Origin of the sequence: Kordiimonas sp. SCSIO 12603, assembly GCF_024398035.1 — a bacterium.
Taxonomy (GTDB): Bacteria; Pseudomonadota; Alphaproteobacteria; order Sphingomonadales; family Kordiimonadaceae; genus Kordiimonas.
In genome coordinates, this window is sequence record NZ_CP073748.1 from 3684871 (window position 1) to 3709116 (window position 24246).

Consider the following 24246-nt stretch of genomic DNA (forward strand, 5'->3'; position numbering starts at 1 on the left):
CCCGGCCATTAGCCGGGCATTCGTGTTTAGGGAGATTAAGCTTCTCTATCTAGGGATTAGAAGCTGAATTTAGCACCGAAGAAGATGAAACGACCACCAGCTTCATAAGTACCAGCAATAGTGTTTGCTTCAACATTCACAGTCGGTGAAGGACCGAATGTTGGAAGTACTGGAGGATCATTATCAAACAGGTTACGTACACCAGCACGTAGTTGTACGTTCTCTGTTGCATCCCAGAATACTGTCAGATCGAAGTAATTCTGCGCACCAAGTCTCGCGCCTAGTAGATCACCATCACCGTTATCAGCAAATGTAGTGATAATCCGGTCTACTGGATCAACCTCTACAGAAGCGATACGGTCAAGGGCACCAAAGTAACGCCAGTTTGCTGCAACAGTAATATCCCATGGTGTCTGCCAGTTAACATTCACAATGTGACGGTATTCGAACGATGGGTTTGTACAAGTAATGTCAAACAAACCAACACAATCCACTCTACCTTGTTCAGGAACAGGTACGAGAGAATTCTCGATCTGATATGTAGCTGTATATGTAAACGCAATGTCACCATAACCTTCACCAAGAGCGAAGTTATATGCAACCTGTGCATCGACACCAGATACAGTACTAGCACCAATGTTCTGGTTTGTTGCTCTTACGAACGCCAACTCGCGTGGGAAGAAAGTAAGAGAGCCATCTGGGCCACGCTGAACGTTGTTACAGAATACTGGGTTACCTGTTGTTAGACAGTTATTCAAAGTATCCTGAGCAGGAATTGTGCTAATCACGTCTTTCAGATCAATGTTGTAGTAATCTAGAGAAACGCTCAGACCAGGGATTGCTTCTGGCTGAATTACAACACCAACAGTGAATGTATCAGATGTTTCCGGCACCAGACCAATGTTACCACCAGTCTGTGTATTCAACTGGCCTGAATCCTGTGGAATATTACCAAACAGATCTGCTGTTACACCTGTGTTTGCACACTGTGAAGCTGTAGCAGTCAGGTTTTCTGAACCGATAGCACCAGAACATGGGTCAGATGCACTTTGTAGACCTGTGTTTACAGGAATGAAAAGCTCACCAATGTTTGGTGCACGGATCGCACGCTGATACTGAACACGGAAGCGAATGTCATCAATTGGAGCCCAAGAGAGACCAAACGCATATGTATCTGTACCAAGATCACCACCTTCAACACCATTCAGAATATCTTCTGATTGATATTCAGAACGACGGTAAGCACCAGTGAATGTAAGCTCTTTCGCAAATTCAGCACCCTGGATAATAGGAACCTGAACCTCTGTGAAGAAGTCATACACTTCTGTCTGACCGTTTGTCGGTAGTACAGCAGCACCAGAACCTACAAGGTCACCAGATTGGTTAGTACCATCAGCCTGCGTTTGAAGGCTATCACGGCGGAATTCGAAACCGAATAGAACCGCAACGCCATCATCAGCCCATGGTGTTGAGAAACCGTAGTCAGTTAGGTCACCATTAATAGTACCACCGAATACTGTCTGTTTAATTGAACCTTGAGTAAGCGTTGGTGTATCAACATACTGACGTAGAGCATCAGCATCAACAGCTGCGTTTGGATCATAGGCAGTAGTGAATGGAATACACGAAGGATCAGTACCATCTACAACAGAACGACAAACTGGGTTACCAGTTACCGGATCTGAAACGATATCAAGAGCACGGCCAAGGTTAGTTAGTGTAACCTGGTTAAACTGAAGACGTGTAAGATCTGTACGACCAAGCTGACCGAAGGCATCCCAGTTCCAGTTTTCATCCAGTTCACCACGTAGACCATATACCAAGCGGTAGTTAGCAAGAGTACGTGTATCTGTACGCGGGCCACCTTCTACGAAACGACGGCGAACCTGTGCCTGCACAACGCCATCACCATCCGGGTCACGTGCAAAGTTACCATCAGCATCTTGAACACCACAAATAGCTGTAAGGTTATCACCTAGAAGTGGGTTATCACAGCTCACCTGGTTAATTGTTGAACCGAATGCAGCTGAAGGTGCAATGATCTGCGGTGAGTTAGAACGCGTGTACCCAAAATCAGCGTATGCCTCAATGCTGTCCGTAATATTGTAACGGCTAGAGAAGCCAGCGTTGATACGCTCGATCGCACGACGAATTGGGTTAAACGGGTTGAAGTTGAATGGGTTATTTTGCCCTTCAGAAAGAGAGCCATCGCCATTCAATGAGAAGTTCTGCGCTGGAATTTGGGTTCCGTCAGCCGCTGTTACCGCTGACAGTACGAATACTGTCGGGAATGGGCCCTGACCAGAACCAAGACAGCGAGGAGATGCACCGCCAACTAGCGCACAACGGGCAAAGTCACGATCGCCCTGTTGAGTACCGTTAGAATCAAGATAGCGGAAGTAAGCTGTTACGTTACCACGGCCATCATCTAGATTTGCACCAATAACACCTGAAATATCTACAGTTCCGTTATCTGTTACGCTACCCTGTACAGGGTCTTCGCCCACGGCTTCAAGAGCCTGACGAGCAAAGTCTGAACTGTTGTTACTCTGGTTGAAACCATATAGAGCATCAAGCTCAATGCCTTCAAAGTCTTTCTTCAAAATGAAGTTTGCTACACCGCCGATCGCGTCGGAACCGTATACCGCAGATGCACCACCTGTAACGATTTCAACACGCTCAACAAGCTGAGCTGGAATAAGGTTAAGGTCAGATGGGAAACCACCTGCTGTTGGTGAACCATATGGTAGACGCTTACCATTTGCCAGAACGAGTGTCCGGATAGCGCCCAGACCACGAAGGTTCAATGTTGATGTACCGTTCGCACCGTTCGCAAAAGAGCTATCCTGTGCTACAAACGCTTGTGGCAGCTGATTTACCAGATCGATGGTATCTACAGCACCTAGAACGTCAAATGCTTCTGCTTCCAGAACCGTGATTGGGCTTGAAGATGTGATATTTGGGCGCGAAATACGTGAACCCGTTACAACTACTTCCTCTACCTCGGTGTCGTCTGCATCTTGTGCGGCCACGGACACACTACACATGCCCATAGCAATTGCAGCTGTACTCCCCAGTAATGCTGCGCGGCGGAATAAAGATAGATTATCTATCACTTTGAAATTCCTTCCCTTTGTTGTTGCCTTTAGTTGAATATTGGCAAGCCCCCAACTAGCCCTGCGGCGACTTGCTAATAGGCATAAAGTTTCACGGTCGGCGGGAATTTTCCGAGCTAAATGGTTAGTATAGATTGAGAGGATCACAACATTTTCAAAGCATTGTGATCTTTAAGTCACGCCTTTTACTTATGTTAATTACAGTTTATTTATAGATATAAATTTGTAAGTAAATATTAGTTAATTATGATTCATAAATTATGTATATAATATTTAATTAATAGTATTATTTAAAAATAAATACTTATCTAAACTTACAAAAAAAATTGTATAAAAAATTAAATCCAAAAAATAAACTTTCATTGAATTATTTTACTATTCAAAATTAAATAATTTTCTGATTACTTTTATACTTTTATGATTAATACTATAAATTTATAACTATGGTTTATAATATATAAACTATAAATTAACACGTTAAGCGCGTATTTTTATATAATAAACTAATAGTATATTTTGAAAATGAATGCGTTTATGAGAGAAAAGAATCAATCAAGGAAGCCTTCATGCAATTACACATCGACCCTATTTTCTCTCAGAAAAACCTACCCATTCACATGGGTATTTTAGATTATTCCGTTGAGGTTAAAACGTCAGGACCAGCGCTTATCCACACTATGGAAGACGGTGCTGAAGTACGGATGCAAGAATTGCTTGGCGAGGCCGCGTCAGCAGACCCTGTAATTAACGCGGTACGTACAGCATTCAAAACGCTTGGTAAAGACCCAAGTCGTTATCGCCCATCCTCTGAAGCACTCACCCGTAGAGTTCTGGCAGGAAAGAACTTATATCTTGTTAATAACATTGTAGATTGTGGCAATTTGGTCTCCCTAATGACGGGAGTCCCCGTAGGTTGTTACGATGCAGATAAGATATCTGGCGACATTACCCTCAGAAAAGGTCACGAAGGAGAATCATACCCCAGCGTTAGCAAAGGCAATATCAATATAGAAAACCTCCCGCTTTTAGCTGATGATAACGGCTCTTTTGGCACCCCTTTTTCTGATAGCGCAAGAACGGCGATAACACCTGAAACTACCAAACTTCTATTCGTACTATATGGCATCAATATAGATGTTGAACATATAGAAGCAGCTGCAGAAATCGCAGATACGCTCATAAGCAGATTTTGCACACCCGATTAAAGCTTGATCTATAAAAGAACATGATACAGTATAACATACATAAAGAAGGGCTATGTTATGCGTATCATTTCACTACTATTTTTTTCATTCACTCTGCTATTGCAAGGTCAGGCAACAGCTGCAGATGATAAGTATTTTCAGATTTTAAACACCTATCACGCTCTTAAACTCCATCTCGACAAAACACCTGAAACCGGCAAAATGAAAGCTGCTTCTTGGCTGCGTTTGCGCAATCAAACAGGAAAAGCAACAAAGACCATACCAGCACTTCTGAACCCAGGCCTTCGCATTTCCAAAGTCACAAAAAACAACAAACCTCTTCATTTCACACAGCAAGTCACAGGCATAAAAGATTGGCCTACCCTTGAACTAAATACTGTTTCAATTGATTTACCAACTGCATTGAAAAAACAAGAAATAGTGGAGATTACTCTCTATTTCGAAGGAAGTTTATTACCACTTACCTCAAGTGGTATGGAATATGTGAAAGAGTATCTCTCTTCAGAGTTTACTATTTTAAGAACAGAAAATTTTTCACTTCCAGTCATCACCGAGCCAAAACAATCAAGCCTCGGTGCAGCCGCTCGTCTTCAAAATTATTCCACGAGAATAACACTGGAACTTCCGGAGGGATACATCCCTGCGGGCAACCTGAACATACAAGCCACCAAACTACTTGAAGGTCGAGTGGAATATGATCTCAAGAGTAATGGAAAGATACCCTTCACTGTAATTCCCATTGCACCCTATCACCAGTTCAAGAATACATCTGCAACCCTTAACCATTTCAAAGGTCAGGCAACTGCAGCCAGTTCTTTACATAAACAATCAGAAAAAACGCTAGCGCTTCTGGAAAATTGGTTCATGGCCCCTCACGGCAAAAGCCAATTAACTATTACAGCCATTCCTGAAGGATATGGCTCTCAGAGGATGCCAGGACTTATCATTCAGGATAGTGCTGCATTCTCTGAAGAAAACTACAATGAACTCTATCATGAGCTCGCTCACATCTGGCATCCAAAAGAACGCGTAAGCAAACCAAGCCGCTGGAACGAAGGTTTAGCTACTTTTCTGGAAGGTGTAATTTCCAAACATTTCGATGCAGAATATAATCTCCCCAACTACAAAGAAGATCTTTTTCAGCGCGCAAAAAAACGGCTATTGAATATACCTGATCATGCAGCGACTCCACTACAGAACTATGGTGAAGAAGATATAACGGATTTAGCTTACCTAACCGGCGCGGTTTATTTTGCGGTACTGCATGATAGCCTTGGGCAGGAGCGTTTCCTTGACCTTATCAAAGAACTTCAGATCACATATGCCTCAACAGGCATTTTGAACGAAGATTTTGCAGACTTTATGAAAAAAAACCTCAAAAATCGAAACCTCCGCAAATTTGCAAAAAACTGGTTTTCAAAAGGTACAATTGGCACAGATCTAACAAAAGCCAATTCATTCACTGAGCTTATGTCCCTCTATAAGCAATCTAGTTTTCAAAAATAGCCTTTAACTGGTCGGTAGACGAATTTGCCCAATATTCAGGAAAACAGCTTCTTGAAGGGTAATTTTATGAGCGCAGAAAACTTCGAATATGAAACACTAGATGTAGCGGTAGATGGTCATGTCGCTACAGTCACCCTTAATCGTCCAACCAAACTGAATGCCATGAACGGCGCCATGTTCCGTGAAATTGGCGAAGCCTTCCGAAAACTAGATACTATCCCCGCTGTAAGAGCGATCATTTTAAACGCAAACGGAAAACATTTCACAGCAGGCCTTGATCTAAAAGAAAGCGGTTCAGTTCTCGGAGGCAATGATGGTGACCCTGCTCGTGTTCGGGAAAAACTGCGCCGCCACATTTTATTTCTACAAGATTGCTTTACCGCTCTAGAAGAAACACGCGCTCCCGTAATTGCCTGCATACATGGCGCCTGCCTGGGAGGTGGTATTGATCTTATTTCCGCCGCGGATATGCGGGTATGTACGGAAGATGCATACTTCACCATACAGGAAGTGAATGTCGGAATTGTAGCCGATGTTGGCACACTACAGCGCATGCCTCATCACCTACCCCAAGGAATACTTAGAGAGCTTTCCTATACTGGCCGCAAATTCACCAGTGCAGAAGCCGATAAATACGGTTTTGTAAACCGAGTTCTGCCAACAGCAGAAGCTGCATTAGATACAGCAAAAGAAATGGCACAACTCATTGCATCAAAAAGCCCTCTTGCAGTAAGTGGTACAAAAGCGGTACTTAATCATTCTAGGGATCATACCGTTCGCGATGGGCTGGACTATGTAGCAACATGGAATAGTGGCCAATTGCTGGGCGAAGATTTAATGAAAGCTGCGAGTGCGGCCCTCACACGTCAGGAGGTCGAATTCGCCGATTTGCTCGAAAGTGACGACTAAATGCTGGAATCGTTAACGCCGATCATTGAATGGCTAAAAGAATATGGTGATGTCCTTGGGGGCATCGCCGCAATTTTCGCAATAACAACGGTTGCGTTAACGAACGGCAAAATCATCATGCAGCGCATGCGTGGTGAAACACCTACACAAGCTCTTGGCATCGCCCCTAATGCAGGATCAACTGCCCTAGCAACAGGCGTACGAGATACAAGTTTCATTGACGCACCAGGGCCTTCTCCAGAATTCGGCGGAAAAACCGCAATCGCTATTTTGCCCATAAAAGAAATTGGTGATATCCAAGAGCACTTCTCTGATGGTCTAATTGAAGAGCTTCTTGCAGATCTACAAAAAGCAAAATTAGCGACACCTGAAAAAAACACTGTCGCTCAGTTAGCGTCCCAAGGCCTTGGCCCCCAGGAGATTGCACGGACATTAAGTGTTGGCTATGTGCTTTCAACAAGCGTGCGCATGCAAGACGATAAAATCCGTGTATCAGCACAGCTTGTGGATCATTCTGGCGCTAATATCTGGTCTGATCGTTTCACTGCAGTTGGCGATGATTTATTTGCTATTCAGGAATCAATCGCTGCAAAAATTGTTGCTCGTATCTCTCAAGAATTAAAACCAACACAAGTGGGAAAAAACCCAGAAACTGGCCGCTCTTACACAACACAAAAAGAAGCACTATACGCAACATCTTCTCCCAAAAATCGCTCTGTTGCCCTTATTCTTTGTTTCTTAATTGGTATTTTTGGTATTCACCGCTTTTATGTAAGGCGTCCTTTTACAGGGTTTCTTTATCTCATTACTATCGGCTTCCTTGGGATTGGTTTCTTGATTGATCTTGTGCTTATTCTCTTTGGTGTCTTCACTGATGGTAAAGGCCGCCCTGTACGTCTATGGGCACCTGATCCACTCCTTACAAAACAACATCACGCCTGATGACTGCTGACGTTAAAATCTGCGGCATTACGGAAGTTGAGCATGCCGACACGGCTGCCCACGCTGGTGCGCGCTGGCTTGGCTTTGTGTTCTTTGAAAAAAGCCCGCGTAATCTTACCATAGAAGCGGCTCGCTCTCTCGGCCCGAAATTACCTTCAGGCCCCAAAAGGGTTGGCGTGTTTGTAAACGCTTCTGACGAACTTCTCGAGCAGGCAATCAATGCCCTTTCTCTTGATGTCGTACAACTGCACGGCAGTGAGACTCCAGAGGACGCAAAACGTATCAAAGAAAAGTTCGGTGTACGCATCATCAAAGCGTTGGGCGTTAGTACATTAGAAGATCTTAAGAAAGCTGATCCATTTACCGGAATTGCAGATCGCATTCTCTTTGACGCTAAACCACCAAAAGATGCCGTCCTCCCGGGCGGAAATGCGGTTTCCTTCCCTTGGAATATCTTAAAAGGTCAGGAATTACCTTACCGCTGGATGCTGGCCGGTGGTCTTTCTGCGGAGAATGCACAGCAGGCAATTGAAGAAAGTGATGCTCAAGCCCTTGATATCTCTTCTGGTGTGGAGAGTTCACCGGGTAAAAAATCTAATGTGATGATCGAAGCCTTTCTTCAAGCCGTAAAAAGCGCTACATAAACTCCCCAAACAGTAAGAGTGAGCAAGTTATGGCGCTGAACAGTTATCGCACTGGCCCGGATGAAAAGGGCCATTTTGGTATTTATGGTGGACGGTACGTGTCTGAGACACTGATGCCGCTCGTGATGGATGTTGAAAAAGAATATCAGAAAGCCATCAAGGACCCAGCTTTTCTGGCGGAGCTGGATGAACTTAACCGAGTTTATATTGGCCGCCCAAGCCCACTTTATTACGCTGAACGCCTTACGGAACATTTAGGCGGCGCCAAGGTTTACTTCAAACGTGAAGAGTTGAACCATACTGGCGCCCACAAAATTAACCATGCGATTGGGCAGGTACTGCTTGCTAAACGTATGGGAAAAACCCGTGTGATTGCCGAAACAGGTGCTGGTCAGCACGGTGTGGCAACAGCTACTGTTGCAGCGCGCTTTGGCCTTAAATGCACGGTCTTTATGGGCGCTGTGGATATTGAACGCCAGAAACCAAACGTGTTCCGCATGAAAATGCTGGGTGCTGAGGTTCAGCCTGTTACATCTGGCTCTGCGACGCTTAAAGACGCAATGAATGATGCGCTCAGAGACTGGGTGACCAACGTTCACGATACCTTTTATATCATCGGTACAGCTGCAGGCCCTCACCCATACCCAATGATGGTGCGGGATTTCCAAAGCATCATCGGTCGCGAAACCCGCGAGCAAATCCTTGATCTTGAAGGTCGCCTGCCAGACAGCCTTGTAGCTTGTATTGGTGGTGGCTCAAACGCGCTTGGCCTTATCCATCCGTTCCTTGATGATCCTGAAGTTGAAGCTTACTGCGTGGAAGCATCAGGCCACGGCGTAGATACAGATAAAAATGCAGCCTCCATCGCGGGCGGCACACCCGGTGTCCTCCACGGTAACCGTACATACCTTCTGCAAAGTGAAGACGGTCAAATTCAGGAAGCTCACTCTATCTCAGCGGGCCTTGATTATCCTGGCATTGGGCCGGAACATGTATGGCTGCATGAACAAGAGCGCGTACATTATGTATCAGCGACAGATGATGAAGCACTGGAAGCATTCCAACTTTGCTGCAAGATGGAAGGGATCATCCCTGCTCTTGAATCAAGCCATGCGCTTGCCCACGTAATGAGAATGGCACCAACGCTTCCAAAAGATCATATCATGGTTATGAACCTATCCGGTCGCGGCGACAAAGATATCTTCACTGTCGCTGAAGCACTTGGTGAAGAAATTTAAGGGCGGAAATAGTTATGTCTCGTTTAAAGCCTTGTTTTGAAGCCCTTAAAGCTGAAGACCGCGCAGCCTTCGTAACCTACATACAGGCTGGTGACCCTAACCGGGAAATCTCAACGGAAATTTTCAAAGGCCTGCCTGCCGCTGGCGCGGATATCATCGAGCTTGGTATGCCTTTCTCTGACCCAGCAGCCGATGGCCCAGCCATTGACCGCGCAGCACAGCGTTCCCTCGCAGCTGGCGCTTCTATGAAGCAAACGCTTGAAATGGTGCGTGAGTTCCGCGAAGAAAACGATAGCACACCGATTGTACTAATGGGGTATTTCAACCCAGTATACGCATATGGTGTTGAGCGCTTCTGCTTAGATGCTGCTGAAGCTGGCGTTGATGGTTTGATCGTCGTTGACCTACCACCAGAAGAGGATGATGAACTACGCATTCCAGCAAACGCGAAAGGCGTTGATATTATCCGCCTTGCGACACCAACATCTGACGATGAACGCCTTCCTGCGGTTCTGAACGGCGCCAGTGGTTTTGTTTATTACGTAGCGGTTGCTGGTGTAACCGGCGGGAAATCTGCAACTGCTGATGATATTGGCACTGCAGTTCAGCGTATTAAATCACATACAGACTTGCCAGTTGCCGTAGGATTCGGTATCCGCACCCCTGAACAGGCGGCTGCCGTAGCGGCAAGAGCCGATGCCGCCGTTGTTGGATCGGCAATCGTTGATCTGATTGAAGCAGGCATAAATGATGATGGCACCATCCGCGATGGTGTAGTACAAGAGGTTCTGGACTTCACCCGCGAATTAGCGGATGGTGTTAAGAGCGGACGTTAAGTAGAGAAAGGGTGGTCTCATGAGCTGGCTCACCAACTATGTAAAACCGAAACTTCAAAAAGTGCTGAATGCACGGGAAACGCCAGATAACCTTTGGCACAAGTGTAAAAACTGTGGGCAGATGATTTTCCAGAAAGAATTCATCGCGAACCAATATGTTTGTGCACACTGTGAACACCACGACCGTGTACCGCCAAAAGATCGTTTCGATGCTCTCTTCGATAACGCCAATTACACACTTCTTGATCTTCCAAAGGTGAATATTGATCCACTGAAGTTCAAAGACACAAAAAAATATACTGACCGCCTGAAAGCAGCGCGTGCATCAACTGGCGATGAAGATGCCATCAAAGTTGGTGTTGGTAAAATCGGCGGCCAGGAAGCTGTTGTTGGTATCCAGAACTTCTTCTTCATGGGCGGTTCTATGGGTATGGCGCTTGGTGAAGGCATTATTGCTGGCGCCAAAGAAGCACTACGCCTTGGCCTTCCGTTTGTGATGCACACGGCCTCTGGTGGCGCACGTATGCAGGAAGGTATTCTGTCTCTTATGCAGATGCCGCGTACAACGGTTGCCCTCCAAATGCTTCGTGATGCTGGCCTGCCGTACATTGTGGTTCTAACAGATCCAACAACAGGTGGTGTTTCTGCGTCATATGCGATGCTTGGCGATATTCAGATTGCAGAACCAGGTGCGATGATCGCTTTCTCTGGCCCACGTGTGATTGAGCAAACAATCCGTGAGAAACTACCTGATGGTTTCCAGCGTGCAGAATACCTACGTGACCACGGCATGGTTGATATGGTGGTACACCGCCATAACATGCGTGAAGAACTTGGTAAGGTTTTGTCGCTATTAATGGGCGGTAGAAACGTTAAAGCAGCCGCTGAGTAATCTCAGCCCTAGTGGTGCCGAGTTTAAATGACAACAGACCAATCACGGTATGATACCTCCGCGTCAGATGCTGTTCTGGCGCGGCTGATGAAGCTTCACCCAAAGCTGATCGACCTCTCGCTTGATCGGATGCACAGCATCCTTGAAGCGCTCGGTAATCCTCAAGATAAACTACCACCTGTTATCCATGTCGCTGGCACGAATGGCAAAGGCTCCACCACGGCTACTATTCGCGCTATTGCAGAAGCTGCGGGCCACCGCGTTCATGTTTATACATCACCTCATCTCGTGCGCTTTGCAGAACGCATTCGCATTGCAGGCAAAATTATTGAAGAAGACGCCCTTACAGAGCTTTTAGAACGCTGCGAAGAAGCAACAGGCGGTGAACCTATCACTTTCTTCGAAATCACTACCGCCGCCGCTCTCCTGGCCTTCTCAGAAACACCCGCTGATCTCTGCATACTGGAAGTGGGTCTTGGTGGCAGATTAGATGCCACTAATGTTGTTACGAAACCAGTTTGTACAGTGATTACACCTATCAGCATTGATCACGAACAATTCCTAGGCGACACCATCACTGCAATTGCAGGTGAAAAAGCCGGTATCATCAAAGAAGGCTGCCCCCTTGTTGTCGGGCCTCAGCCAAAAGATGCGCTTACCCGCATCAATGAAATTGCTGCCGAACGAAATGTAAAGCCACTCCACTGCGATGAATCCTGGCACGCAGAAGCGACCCAAAATGGCGAAGGTTTCCTGTTTGAAGATTGGAAAACAGTTTTAAGCCTGCCGTCACCAAACCTCGCTGGTGACCACCAGATTTTAAATGCTGCAACAGCTATCGCCGCACTACACGCACAAAAAGCCGTACATATTCCTGATGCCGCTATTAAAGCAGGGCTTGGCTGGGTACGCTGGCCTGCACGCATGGAAAGCCTGAACGGTAGTAGTCTGCACAAGATACTCCCTGAAGAGGCCGACCTATGGCTTGATGGCGGCCATAATCCCGCTGCCGCACGTATTATCAAAAGCCATCTCAGGAAATTGGACCCTGTCGAAAAATCAGTAACACTCATTCTTGGTATGATGGGCACAAAAGATGCGGCAGGGTATTTAAAATCTCTCTCAGGAGTTATTGACCGCGTCATCGCCGTTGCAATCCCCGGTGAAGAAAATACGGCAGAGCCTTCCTTCCTGGCCGCAGCAGCAACAGATATTGGCATCAGTGGCACCATCGCCAAGGATGTGGAGAGCGCACTGAAAATGGTCGCCAACCAACCGGATCTAAACCGCAAGCAATTTGTACTCATTGGCGGTTCACTCTACCTGGCTGGCCATGTCCTTCGTGAAGCAGAGCTTTATCCAGAATAGTTATAAAACTTCTGCAAGCTCGAGTATCTTGCCCACTGAACGCAAGTTCCTCGCGGTAACAGGTACGCCGAGCAGACGCTCAAGTTTCTCGGCAAGTTTGGATCGGCCAATACCTTTTGGTGCATAAAAATAAAATGTATCCCCCTTAAGCTGAAACTCTTCAGTATCTGCCTGCAGTTCCTTCATGTTATCAAAGTTTGGCGCATCAGGCTCTCGTTCTAAAAAGCAGATCATCAGCGTTTTCGGTTCATCTTCAGCTTGAGGAAATGGATTGTCAGTGAACTTTTGCCGAAACGCCTCTCGTTTCAACACCATAATTTGCGGCAAGAAACCAAATGTACGCTCAATAGCTTCACCTACTTCTTGCTTGATAGTTCCTGCGCTAGTTCCGGAAGTACTGAAAACCGCGTTACCACTCTGGATATAAGTTTTCACACCTTTGTACCCAAGCCCTTCAAGCATAACCTTGAAGTCTTTCATAATGATGGTGTTATTTTTGCCACCGCCAACGTTCACGCCGCGAAGCAGCACGATCCAAACTGTCATACGTCCACCTATCCGCAAACAGGGTTATCTTTATGATAATTATCTACCATATGCTGCACAGATGCTTTGATCAGCTCCTCAAGCACTTCCATATCAACATCTTCAAGCTTGTTTACATAAAGGCAGCTTTTCCCGGTTTTATATTTTCCAAGCCTGGACATTAATTCTTCATACCTGCCGAAACCCGGCATGATATACAGGGTAAGTGATGTTTTTCTGGGGGAAAAACCAGTGATCATCCATGTACCCGTTCGGCCGGTAGGGTATTTATAATCATAAGACCCATACCCAACGATTGAAGCTCCCCACATTTTAGCGGGCCAGCTAGTAATACGGTCAAACACTTCTTTTATGACAAGCGCATCTTCGCGGCGTTTTTTATGCTCAACAGCTTCCAAAAATGCCTCAACACTCGCATCATTTTCTTTGGTTTTCAGTTCCGCCATCTATATCTCCCACTTCCACTGGAAATACTATCTGGAAACCGCCTTCCAAGAAAGAGGTAACCCAAAAACAAAAAAGGCACCCAATAGGTGCCTTCTAATTCACTAAGAGTTCTAATCTCTATTAGAGCGACTGATTAATCCAAGCTTCAAGCTGTGCTTTTGGCTTTGCACCCATTGTTGTTGCAACAGATTCGCCACCTTTAAAAATCAGCATTGTAGGGATGGAGCGAACACCAAAGCTTGTCGGTGTTTCTGGATTTTCATCAATGTCCATCTTAGCGATTACAATATCATCACGACCGTTGGAAATCTCTTCCAGTACAGGGCCAATCATTTTACATGGGCCACACCACTGTGCCCAAAAATCAAGAAGAACTGGCTTGTCTGATTCTAGTACAAGCTCTTTAAAGTTCGCATCAGTTACTGTGATAGTAGCCATTGGTACAATCTTTCTGTTTGTGCATACGCATCATAAATACTCGCCCTTCAGGGCCTTGGTTTCATAAAGTAAGTACCCGGCCCCTCAGGGTCAAGGTTTAGTAACGGAGCCGTGAATATTTCTATATATTGTAATATTTAAACACTGTTCAGGGCAGCATCTAACATAGGCTTGGGAAGTTCCATCAGGCGTGATGCGTCTGTCCACAGCAAGGCACCTCGCACTGTTTTATCCTTATAAATACCTTCCAAAGCTTTGGCATAAAGCGCCATCTGCCGAACATACACTTGCTGTACATCTTCAACGCGTTCGGGTGGCGGGCGGTTGGTTTTATAATCCACCACCAGCACTTCATTTTCAGTTACTACGAGCCTGTCAACCTGCCCTGAAATCGCTCGACCAGCCACAATACCTGCAATAGGAACTTCTGCTTTGCTTCCCGAAGTAAAGAGAGCACCGAAACTCTCATCACTCAGGATATGATTAACTTCCTGCCAAAGCTGCTCATGCTGAGCATCGGTAAGATCACTTGCTGTGCGCTTCAAATATCTGAAGGCCGCTTCTTCACGATCAGCGACAGATAAATCAGGTAGCCACTGTAGGAGCGCATGAATATATCTGCCGCGCTGGAAGCGCTTCTCATCTGTCCGCACCAACGGGCTGGAAACCGATGGTTCTTCTTCCGGCTTTGAAGGCGCAAGTGGTTTTGGCGGCACAGGTTCTTCAGGCATGATATCAAACAGCCAGTCAGGTGCTACTTGCTCCACAGCCGCATCCTGCTTCAGTTCCTTTGCAACTACTTCAAGTGTTTGAGGAACCTCATAACGCAGCACTTCCATATCACCCGCTTGCACCTTTTCAGCGCCAAGCCTGTGGAAACCTTCTTCAATTGCAACCGCCCAACAGTCATCAGACGGTTCATCGCGCCCCTGCCAGCCTGCAATATAAAGTCTGTCTTCAGCCCGTGTCAGCGCTACATACAGAAGCCTGCGATATTCAGCAAGCTGCCTATGCTTCACATCTGCCTTCATACTATCCACAAGCGGAAGCCCCTTTGCGGGTGATGTCCAGAACGGGATAGGACTGCCCCCTGTTGCGCTTTCTAGAGGAAGAAGACGAGTATCTCGGGTTACATCGGGCAAACCAACAAGATCAGACAAAAATACGATAGGAGCCTGGAGGCCCTTCGCGCTATGTGCCGTCATGATCCGTACATTATCGCCAGCGGCTTCAAGGTCACGTTTGATTTGCATACCGCTATCATCCACCGCCTTCACAAAGGCCTGCATGGACGCAGCACTTGTAAGCTCAAACCGTAGAGCTTCTTCAAGCAGTTCATCAACCGGATCATGAATATCCTCACCAAGGCGCGATACCAGCAATTTCCTGCCTCCCAAATCAGTCAGCAGATAACTAAAAAACTCAAAGGGTGTTTTCAGGTCAACTGCATTAAGGAGCTTGGTCAAAAGTGTAGCAGCACGGGCAAACTTGGGTTCCTTCGCCTTGGCAAGAAGTGCATTCCAAAGAGATGCCTTTCTGCCGTAGGCCAGTTCGAACAGCGCATCATCATCAAACCCAACAAACGGGCCTTTCAGCACCGTTGCAAGGCTCAAATCATCCCTCGGCTGCAAGACAAAACGGGCAAGTACAAGAAGGTCCATCACTGCAAGTTCTTCCGTAAGCACCATACGGTCACGCCCCGCAACCGGGATACGGAGGCTTTTGAACGCTTTCACGAGATGATCCACAAAGCCCGTACGCCTGCGCACAAGCACCAATACATCACCAGCACGGATAGGACGCCCCTGGCTTTCAAGTAGTTCACCACTGGTGATCATGGCCTTCACACGGCGGGCAATCCGCCATGCAGTACGTTCTTCCGCGTCATCCACGCTTTCTTGCGTGAGCGGCAGCGCCCATTCAGGCGTATCTTCCTTGGCTGTAGATTGCGGTGCTTCAAGTGGCCACATCTCCACAAGGCCGCCATGCCCTTTGCGGATAAAATCATGTTTCACGTCTTCATCATCAGGCGAAAGCCCGATGGATGCCCGGTGTTCCCGTTCAAAAACTTTATCCACAAGGCTAAGCACAGCTTCGCCTGAGCGGAAAGAGAGATTTAGAGGCACATTATCCGCATACATGCCTGCTTCAAAAGCTTGGCGGAACACCCGGTCTCTTGCGGCGATAAATTCTTTGGGGTCAGCACGCTGGAAAGAGAAAATAGATTGCTTCGCATCGCCCACTGCGAAAAGCGTGCGCACTTTATCTGTCGTACCTTCACCAGCAAAAAACTCAGCGGCTAGCGCCTCTACCACACGCCATTGATCACGGTTAGTATCCTGTGCTTCATCCACAAGGATATGCTCGACCTCTGCATCCAGTTTAAAAAGCACCCAAGGTGCAATATCCGCTCGGCGAAACAGTCCAACGGTTTTCTGGATCATATCATCAAAATCCACAAGCCCCCGTTCGGACTTAAGGAAATGGTACCGCGCGAGCTGAGATGATCCAAGTTTCAAAAGTGATGCAGTCGCTGCCGTAGCTTTCAGCCGGAGCATAGTGTCTGCGATATGGATAAGACGACGTTGTTCTTTTTCAATTACATCAACAAGCCCCGGATCACCTTCCACCGTCTTCTTATTAGCAACTCGGGCACGGGCTTCGTCCTTAGCCGTCAGGAAAACAAGCTTGTAATCACCAAATAACTGCTCACGCTTTGCCGTATCGGCATTAATAAAGGCACAGAGTGCATCGCCTTTTTTCGCTTCCGCAGCACTCCCTTCAAGCATTGCCATGCCGAGTTTATGAATGCCGTTCGTATCAAACACCTGATCATCAAGTGCTGATTTCACAACGCGCGAAGGGCTATCCCCCGGCGTGACTTCCAGCGCTCTATAAAGCGCCGCGATAAGTCCATCAATACCACCATATTCTGCTTCAGCACGACTCAGTGTTGACGCCTCGAATGACAGGCGATCAATCACCTCATCGAAAGTATTTTCAGTAACCAGTTTTGCGACATCAGAAAGTGCGTCTTGCAGGTCTTTATTTTTCGGCTTTCGGGTGGCTGCCAGCATCTGATCTTTGGCGCCCGCCATAAGGTCCCGGGCTTCGGCTTCATCCACACCTTCAAAACCGGGAGCCATCCCAGCCTCAAGTGGAAAACGCCCAAGAAGGGACTGACAAAAGCTGTGGAATGTTTGGATCTGAAGCCCCGGAGATAAATCAAGCACTTCTGCAAACAACTGCCGGGCACGTACGAGCATTTCTTCATCCGCATACTCTTCAGTACGCCGGTTAATTTCAGCGCTTAACTCCTCATCTGGCATCAACGCCCAACGGCCTAATTCTTCGAAAATACGGTTTGTCATCTCCGCTGCCGCGGCCTTGGTGAAAGTGAGGCAAACAATATTTTCAGGCCGTGTTCCTGTGAGCATAAGCCTCAAAACACGTGCGGTCAGTACGTGGGTTTTCCCTGTACCTGCCGACGCCCCCACCCATGCAGTGAGGTCAGGTGTTGTAGCGCGAGCTTGCTCGTAGGTCATCCGGGGTTTAGCCATCAGCCTTCTCCCCTAACGCGCCGCTCAAGTTATCTTCGGTGTTTTCACTACCGCGCCATTCCTTGGCCCGCGCAAGATGATCATAATCCCCGTACCCTGCCTCGCTTGGACGTGGGTTAGATAGATAAGGTGTTCCCTCATTACTAAAAGCTTCCACAAGGCGTCTGAGACCATCTTCAGCAGCCCAAACAGCATGCTCAATATCTTTGATAGGCTTCGCCTGCCGCTGGATAGGGTCACCGCCCTTCAGTTCCCAGAAAATAAGGTCTTCCACCGCACTTGCGGTGATGCCGTCAAAGCCACCTACTTCAGCGAGCCATGCCTCAAGTGGCAACTGAGGAGCAAATCCCGCCGCAACACGCTTGGCTGTTGGAATATTTCCCGTTTTGTAGTCGATAATTTCCAGCTTGCCGCTTTCTTTCACACGATCAATACGGTCCGCTTTGGCAAACACTTTGAAATCCGTATGCGGAACTGTTGCTTCTCCCCAGCCCTCTACAAGTGCAACTTCATGAGACTTCTGGCGCTTTTCCTCATTGGCTACAAACCACTTAGCGATATGCTCAAACCGGGGCCACCAGAATGCATAAACGGCAGGCTGGGTAATTACGGGTTCGAATACACGACGCCCTACAGCAATAAGGCGCTCCAAGCCTTCATCACCGTATTTAGCACCCCTCTCTTTCAGGAAGAGTTCAAGCGCTTCGTGAAGGAGTGTACCCTTTTGCGCTGCGTTTGGTCTGTCATCTACAGGATCAAGCGTTCTGAGGCCCAGTACCTGTTTCGCATAAAGCCCATAAGGGTCACGCATCCATTGTTCCACTTGCGTAACAGATAAGCGTTTAGGCCGTGCTTCAAGCGGCGGCCTAGGCGCCGGTGCTCGAACAGGCTTGGTTTCTGTTTTGGCAAGCAAGCCTGCCCACTGAACATATTTTTCAGCGCGTGGTATCTCGCGTCCTGCAAGCGCTTCAATACGGAACCACCAACGGCTCGGCACAGTTGGAGAACCGTCTACTTTTTCAGCGCGCGTAAGGTAAACCTTGCCTCCCGATGCAGCCTGCATAAAATCATGAGCTGATTGCCCCATACGCCGTTCCAGAGGTGGCAAGCCGTACTCCCGGCGCATCTGGCGGTTCATCCAGCTGTCAGCTTTAATTTCGCCGGGCCACACGCCTTCATTCAAACCACCCAATACCATCACATCTGCACGCTGCAAACGCGCCTCAAGCGGACCCCATATGCTTAACCGTGGGTGTTTACGCCATACGGGGCGGACCATTGCAGGCGACAGCATTTCAGCGAACAACGGAGCATAGCTTTCCGCAGAGATTTCCTTCAGGTCAGCCGTCTGCTCAATATGTTCTGCAAAACTATCCGCAAGCGCCAATCCTGCTTCACCTCGCCACAAAGCATCACTGCCCGTCTCAGTATCATTTGCAGCCAGCATTTCTGCACATTCAATATGCGCTCTTAAAAGCTCAGAAAGGGAAGCATCGCTATCAAATGCGCCAAGAAGCGGCAAGAATGCATCCAGTGCTTCTTCAAGAAATGGAATATCATCTTTCTGGAAGCGATTACGGCCATCTTCTGCAGCAACCGACGCTCGTTTCAAAAGACCATCAGCGCCGCCCGCAGGTCTAACGCCTCTGAGCACACCGTGATCTAATCGGTGGACAAATTCGAGATATTCTTGTCGGGATCGCCCAAGGGAAACCAAAGGGTGCTGTAATACCGCTAAAAACGGCACTGGTGCCAAACGGTCAGAAACAGCGGTTGCAATTAAACCAAACAAGCGTCCCGGGACTGTATTTAAAGCGCGGTCACCACCAGAATCGTCAATATCAATTCCCCAACGACCAAGACTAGCACGCACATGCCGTGCTAGCTGGCGATCAGGTGTTACAAGCGCTGCGGTTTTACCTGGCTCTTCAAGCACCTCACGCATCAAAACCGCAATACTATCTGCCTCCTCGCGGCGGGTTGGTGCAACAATGGCATCGATACCAGCAAAGAGCTCTTCAGTGGCCTTATCCCTGTAATTCATTTGCCGCCAATTGCGGGTCAGTGCAGCAGGGAGTAATGCATCCCTGAAAAACTTACTACGGCCATAATTGGCATCCAGGAGATCATGTGACCATGGTTCAATTTCATGCCGTGAAGCACCCATTGTTTCCAACAGGTTCTTCATCGCTGTTTGCGGATGGGTAGGATCAATCAGGTCCCAGCATTCATCGCTCGCTATGTGATCTACTCCGGGTAGAATGACCATGCCTTCCGGCAATCGCGCCACCACAGATAACAGTTCCGCTGTGGCAGGAATAGAACCTGTAGAACCCGCTGCAACTAGCTTACCTTTAGGCGGATTTTCATGCCAAACAGATGCAAGCATACGAAGGAGTGCATCTCTACGCACTACAGGATTAATCGCCCCTTCTGCTTCAAGAATAAGCGGCCAGGCTTCAGTTACAATTTTTAAAAACTGCAGCGTGATATCCCAATGCTCAGAAAGGCTTTCCGGTACAAGTTCAGTAAGAGTTTCATAGCTCAAGTTTTTCGTATCCACCTGATCCATAAATTTCGCTAGTTCTTCAGCGAGCCTCCACCCTTGCGCGGGCGCAAGCTTTTCACCAAAGCCCCCCCATGCCATGACCTGCCGCATTAACAGAGTTTGCCGCCGTGCTGATGCAATTGCGGGCGGAATATCTGAAGGATCAACCGGCATCCCAGCACCCAGGAAATTGATTTCCTCTTCGTCCACATCACCAATAGGCCGCATTACAGGTAGAAGTGTGGTGCGGTGCTCAAGCAGCCGCAAGAATGCATCCTGCAATGAACGTTGTGCCCTGCGGTTTGGCACAAGCACTGTCATCTCCGCGAGGCCTACAGGATCTCCACCTGCCATTTTAAGAAGGCCACTTGCAAGTGCATCCACGAACGAAACAGAAGGATCAACCGTATATATGGTGGGTGAAGAAACCACGTATTATTCAGCCCCCAATTCTTTGAGTTTAGCTTCCGCTTCTCCTACCGCTTCTGGTGTGCCTACATGCATCCAAGTACCATCAATCACGAGGCCATATAGTCGGCCCTTTTGAGCGGCTTTTTTGAATATTTCCAAGTTGGAAAAAGCGCCATCTGGCATGTCGTCATACATTTCGGATTTTACGATTTGCACACCCGCATACATATTTGGCGCAGCTTGGGCTTCTGCCCGAAACTCAATTGGAAAAGCGCCGTCGCCTGCCCCTAAGAAATCGCCAACACCGTCGTAACCAAGCGCTTCATTTGTTGGCGCGAGCAAAAGAAGAACATCCATCTCCTCAGAATTCCAGTGCTCGGCTAAACGGTTAATATTACTTCCAGCCCGATCGACCCAGAGCGCATCACCATTCATTACCAAAAACGGTTCATTTCCGAGTTTTGGCAGCGCTTTTTTTACACCACCACCTGTTTCCAAAAGCTCACCACGTTCATCAGACACCTCGACAAACCCATCAGATGTATAGGGCGCCAAATGATGTTCAAGCATACCTGCCAGATGATGAACATTTATGATCACTTTCTCAATTCCGGCCTGTTCAGCATGAGCAAGAAGCCTATCTACGAGTGAGATACCGTTAACGAGCACCATTGGTTTCGGCATTTGTTCAGATAACTCACGCATGCGCGTACCTTTTCCTGCTGCCAAAATCATTGCTGTTTGAAGCTTGGTCATCATTATTCGCCCAACGCCATTATCGTATCATCATCACTTGTAATCATTACAGTCCGAGCTTCATCATCGCCTTGCTGCCCGCCAACTTTCTCAGCACGAACAAGGGAGATTTCGGAAGCTTCCTGAAGCCATTCTTCTGGCAAACGGTCGGGCCACTCTATCAGCATCACCGCTTCAGCCCGTTCATCATCAAGCCCTAAATCATATACTTCTTCTGGATCATGTAATCGGTACAAATCAGCATGATACACGGGATAGTCAGGGCCTTCATATGCCTGCACAAGTGTAAAGGTTGGACTTGGCACTTCTGCCTCTGGGCTATCAAGAAGAGACCGAATAAAAGCGCGTGCAAAGGTGCTTTTCCCCGCTCCTAAATCTCCGGTTAGGGCAAACAGATCGCCCGGTTTTGCGATTTGCGCCAATTTAGCTGCAAGTCCTTCTGTTTCTGTTTGGGAATTACAATGAATTTGAATTTTACGTTGAGCCATAACTGCTTAGCTTAAGAAGGTTGTTTTCGCGGAAGGGTACAGCTGAGCGCCAATCCTTCTTCGCCGAATGGTTCTAATGAAATTGACCCGCCATGCAACTGAACAATACTACGTACAAGCGCCAGATCCAGACCTGTCGCGTTCCGACCGCCCGGGGTAGCACCCATTTCAACAGCCGAAATAAGCCTGTCCCGCTCCCGCTGTGCGAGGCCAGAGTCTGCATTACTGATGGTCACCTTCACGGTTTCGGTTTCGCCAATCAATTCCATCATGAATTTACCGCCGTATCTGGCAAAGTTCAGCATAGAGGAAACCATATTATAAAAAGCTTGTTTCAGACGGCGCTGATCACCTTCAATTGGCTTGATCGGGGCAGGGATATTCAGCATCAGAATAATGTCTACTTTATGCGCTAAATCCTGCGCCAGTGCCGCAGACTCCTGAAGGGCATCAGCTACATCTACCTGCGAAAGGCTAAGAGCTACTTCTCCTGCTTCAATAACAGCTAGATCAAGAACGTCCGAGATAAGATGTTTCAAGCCATCCGCTGCACTCAAAATATCTTTTACATATTCGCCTTGCTGGTTGGTAAGATCACCAAAAATACGCTTATCAAGCAGTTCAGCAAACCCAATAATACTGTTAAGCGGTGTTCTGAGTTCATAAGACATATTGGTGATAAACTCTGATCTTAGCCTGTCCGCTGCTTCAAGTGCATTAGAGCGTTCCCTGAGCGCCTTTTCCACCTGAAAACTATCAGTAACATCACCTTGGGTAAGCATCATACCCCCATCAGGTAGAGGCGCGAGCGAACATTCGATCACCGTACCTTTTTGCATGATTAAACGGCCACTTTTATGAACCCGTTCAGTGGCCCACACAGCTAGATTAGAGATAAATTGATTTTCATCTCCGGCCAACTCGTTTCGCCCTTCGATTGCTACGACCAAATCGGAAAGATGCGGATGTCCTGAAATATCATTATCGGCCAAATTCCAAATGCTTTTGAAGGCGGGGTTAGATAACTCTAATCTACCATCGGTTCCGAACACCGCAATCCCTTCGCGCATATTGTCCAGCGTTTCCTGCTGAACAGCGATAAGCGTATTGTAAGATCGTTCAAGAGCCAACTTATCTGTTACATCCTCAAACAAAATAAGAAGACCACCCAAGGGATGTGGTTGTGTCACCACTCGGTGAGCTGTTCCATCTGGCAAATGCCACATTTCCTCAAACGGTTCGAGGAGCGAGGTATATTGCTTTAGCAGATTATCCTTCCAAGCCCTGAAATCAGCTTGTTCCGGCAAACGTCTCTTTTCTCGCATCACATCAAGCAGTTCACTATGCGACAGCTCAGATGAAAGACGTTCTTCGGGGATATGCGTAAGGCGTGCGAAAGCGCTATTATAAAATCTGAGAATTTGCCCTGGACCAAAAATTGCCACAGGGCTTCTTAACCGGTTCAATGTTTCTGACTGGCTTTCGAGTACTCTGGCAAGTTCTGATAGCGCCTCTTCTTCACCTGTCACATCAATAGCAATTGAAAGTACAGTACCACCACTATCCAGAGGAGAATGGGTAACAGCGAATGCTCTTCGTTGCCCTTCGGTAACCCCGAACTTACGCTCCCGAACTGCGTGACCATTTTCACGAGCATGATCAAGCGCATTCACACCTGTTCGGCCAAAAAGCTCCAACTTTTCATCAAGTGTTTTTTGCTGAGTTTCTCCATCCACAGCCTTCACATAGGCTTCATTCACTTCCAATATTGCGTTATCGGCACCTCGGATCCATACAGGATAAGGCAAGGTATTGAAAACTCGCGATAAATCCTTCAGCCTCAATTCAAGAGCACGTACGCTTTGTTTTGTAGAACGCGCTGTATTTTCAAAGGTTTCTTCAACCCACATAATACAATGGGGCCAACGAGGGTCTTTACCGTGAAGCCATTGAATATCAATAATAAGGCCCAATTGATCTTTTTGACGTTCTACTACAAGAGGACCAGGCAGATCTGCGTCTTCCTGCATGCTTGAGCGGACGATATTTAGAACATCAGCAGGTAACCCGGTATCTTCAATCCCCTGTAAATCCTCCAGATTTGTAACAACCCCAGAGATACCAATAAGCGATAATGCACCAGCATCTGCCTGCAAACGACCATCAGGCCAAACCCAAATTGGGTACCTGTGATCAGTTTTAATCATGGTATCAAGAAATTCAGCTAGATCTTGCAGTGAGCTGGCACGATCAGTCATTCGACCTGCGCGCCAAAAGGCATAAAGACTTAATGCGACCCAAATTATGCCCACAAGTGTGAACACTATGATCAGGCCTGTATCCATCCAGCTATCAGCGCTCATAAACAGATGCCCTTTACCCCACATCCCGGCACA

The 24246-nt window shown here is 47.4% G+C and carries 18 protein-coding genes; 9 read left to right on the forward strand and 9 right to left on the reverse strand.

What is annotated here, in order from left to right; translation table 11 throughout:
* Window positions 1–56: 56 nt before the first annotated feature.
* Window positions 57–3116 carry a TonB-dependent receptor domain-containing protein gene (locus tag KFE96_RS17350; protein ID WP_255833793.1) on the reverse strand — a complete coding sequence of 1020 codons (3060 nt, stop codon included), beginning with the start codon at window positions 3114–3116 and terminating at the stop codon, window positions 57–59.
* Between the two features lie 566 nt (window positions 3117–3682).
* Here KFE96_RS17350 and KFE96_RS17355 point away from each other — a divergent pair.
* The 9 genes from KFE96_RS17355 to KFE96_RS17395 all read left to right on the forward strand — a co-directional run bounded on the left by KFE96_RS17355 (window position 3683) and on the right by KFE96_RS17395 (window position 12656).
* The gene (locus KFE96_RS17355) at window positions 3683–4321 is read left to right on the forward strand and encodes a B3/4 domain-containing protein (RefSeq protein ID WP_255833794.1); all 639 of its coding nucleotides are present in this window, start codon (window positions 3683–3685) and stop codon (window positions 4319–4321) included.
* Between the two features lie 57 nt (window positions 4322–4378).
* Complete coding sequence (locus KFE96_RS17360; protein ID WP_255833795.1) at window positions 4379–5827, forward strand: hypothetical protein; 1449 nt, start codon at window positions 4379–4381, stop codon at window positions 5825–5827.
* 66 nt (window positions 5828–5893) lie between these two features.
* Window positions 5894–6736 carry a crotonase/enoyl-CoA hydratase family protein gene (locus KFE96_RS17365; RefSeq protein WP_255833796.1) on the forward strand — a complete coding sequence of 281 codons (843 nt, stop codon included), beginning with the start codon at window positions 5894–5896 and terminating at the stop codon, window positions 6734–6736.
* Entirely contained in the window at window positions 6737–7678 is a 942-nt protein-coding gene (locus tag KFE96_RS17370) for an NINE protein (RefSeq protein WP_255833797.1), read from the forward strand.
* Complete coding sequence (locus KFE96_RS17375; RefSeq protein WP_255833799.1) at window positions 7678–8322, forward strand: phosphoribosylanthranilate isomerase; 645 nt, start codon at window positions 7678–7680, stop codon at window positions 8320–8322. Before KFE96_RS17370 ends, KFE96_RS17375 begins: the two co-directional genes overlap by 1 nt.
* Window positions 8323–8351: 29 nt before the next feature.
* Window positions 8352–9560 (forward strand): tryptophan synthase subunit beta, encoded by a 1209-nt coding sequence (gene trpB / locus KFE96_RS17380; protein ID WP_247017455.1) that lies wholly within the window; start codon window positions 8352–8354, stop codon window positions 9558–9560.
* A gap of 14 nt (window positions 9561–9574) precedes the next feature.
* Window positions 9575–10396 carry a tryptophan synthase subunit alpha gene (gene trpA, locus KFE96_RS17385; protein WP_255833800.1) on the forward strand — a complete coding sequence of 274 codons (822 nt, stop codon included), beginning with the start codon at window positions 9575–9577 and terminating at the stop codon, window positions 10394–10396.
* Window positions 10397–10415: 19 nt separating this feature from the next.
* Window positions 10416–11288 (forward strand): acetyl-CoA carboxylase, carboxyltransferase subunit beta, encoded by an 873-nt coding sequence (gene accD, locus KFE96_RS17390; protein WP_255833802.1) that lies wholly within the window; start codon window positions 10416–10418, stop codon window positions 11286–11288.
* A 27-nt stretch (window positions 11289–11315) separates the two neighbouring features.
* Window positions 11316–12656: a folylpolyglutamate synthase/dihydrofolate synthase family protein gene (locus tag KFE96_RS17395; protein ID WP_255833803.1), complete on the forward strand. Its 1341-nt coding sequence runs from the start codon at window positions 11316–11318 to the stop codon at window positions 12654–12656.
* Here KFE96_RS17395 and KFE96_RS17400 read toward each other — a convergent pair whose 3' ends face one another.
* The 8 genes from KFE96_RS17400 to KFE96_RS17435 form a co-directional block, all read right to left on the reverse strand.
* Complete coding sequence (locus KFE96_RS17400; protein WP_255833804.1) at window positions 12657–13202, reverse strand: DUF1697 domain-containing protein; 546 nt, start codon at window positions 13200–13202, stop codon at window positions 12657–12659.
* 8 nt (window positions 13203–13210) lie between these two features.
* Entirely contained in the window at window positions 13211–13648 is a 438-nt protein-coding gene (locus KFE96_RS17405) for a DUF1801 domain-containing protein (protein WP_255833806.1), read from the reverse strand.
* 121 nt (window positions 13649–13769) lie between these two features.
* Entirely contained in the window at window positions 13770–14087 is a 318-nt protein-coding gene (gene trxA, locus KFE96_RS17410) for a thioredoxin (RefSeq protein ID WP_255833807.1), read from the reverse strand.
* Between the two features lie 137 nt (window positions 14088–14224).
* Window positions 14225–17647: a double-strand break repair helicase AddA gene (addA, locus tag KFE96_RS17415; RefSeq protein WP_255833808.1), complete on the reverse strand. Its 3423-nt coding sequence runs from the start codon at window positions 17645–17647 to the stop codon at window positions 14225–14227.
* On the reverse strand, window positions 17640–20627 hold the full coding sequence (gene addB / locus KFE96_RS17420) for a double-strand break repair protein AddB (RefSeq protein WP_255833810.1): 2988 nt from the start codon (window positions 20625–20627) through the stop codon (window positions 17640–17642). The genes addA and addB overlap by 8 nt, the downstream gene beginning before the upstream one ends.
* 3 nt (window positions 20628–20630) lie before the next feature.
* The gene (locus KFE96_RS17425) at window positions 20631–21365 is read right to left on the reverse strand and encodes a nucleotidyltransferase family protein (RefSeq protein ID WP_255833812.1); all 735 of its coding nucleotides are present in this window, start codon (window positions 21363–21365) and stop codon (window positions 20631–20633) included.
* The gene (gene tsaE, locus KFE96_RS17430; RefSeq protein ID WP_255833814.1) at window positions 21365–21850 is read right to left on the reverse strand and encodes a tRNA (adenosine(37)-N6)-threonylcarbamoyltransferase complex ATPase subunit type 1 TsaE; all 486 of its coding nucleotides are present in this window, start codon (window positions 21848–21850) and stop codon (window positions 21365–21367) included. Before tsaE ends, KFE96_RS17425 begins: the two co-directional genes overlap by 1 nt.
* 11 nt (window positions 21851–21861) lie before the next feature.
* Window positions 21862–24213, reverse strand: a complete 2352-nt coding sequence (locus KFE96_RS17435) for a PAS domain-containing sensor histidine kinase (protein WP_255833816.1) — start codon at window positions 24211–24213, stop codon at window positions 21862–21864.
* Between the last annotated feature and the right edge of the window lie 33 nt (window positions 24214–24246).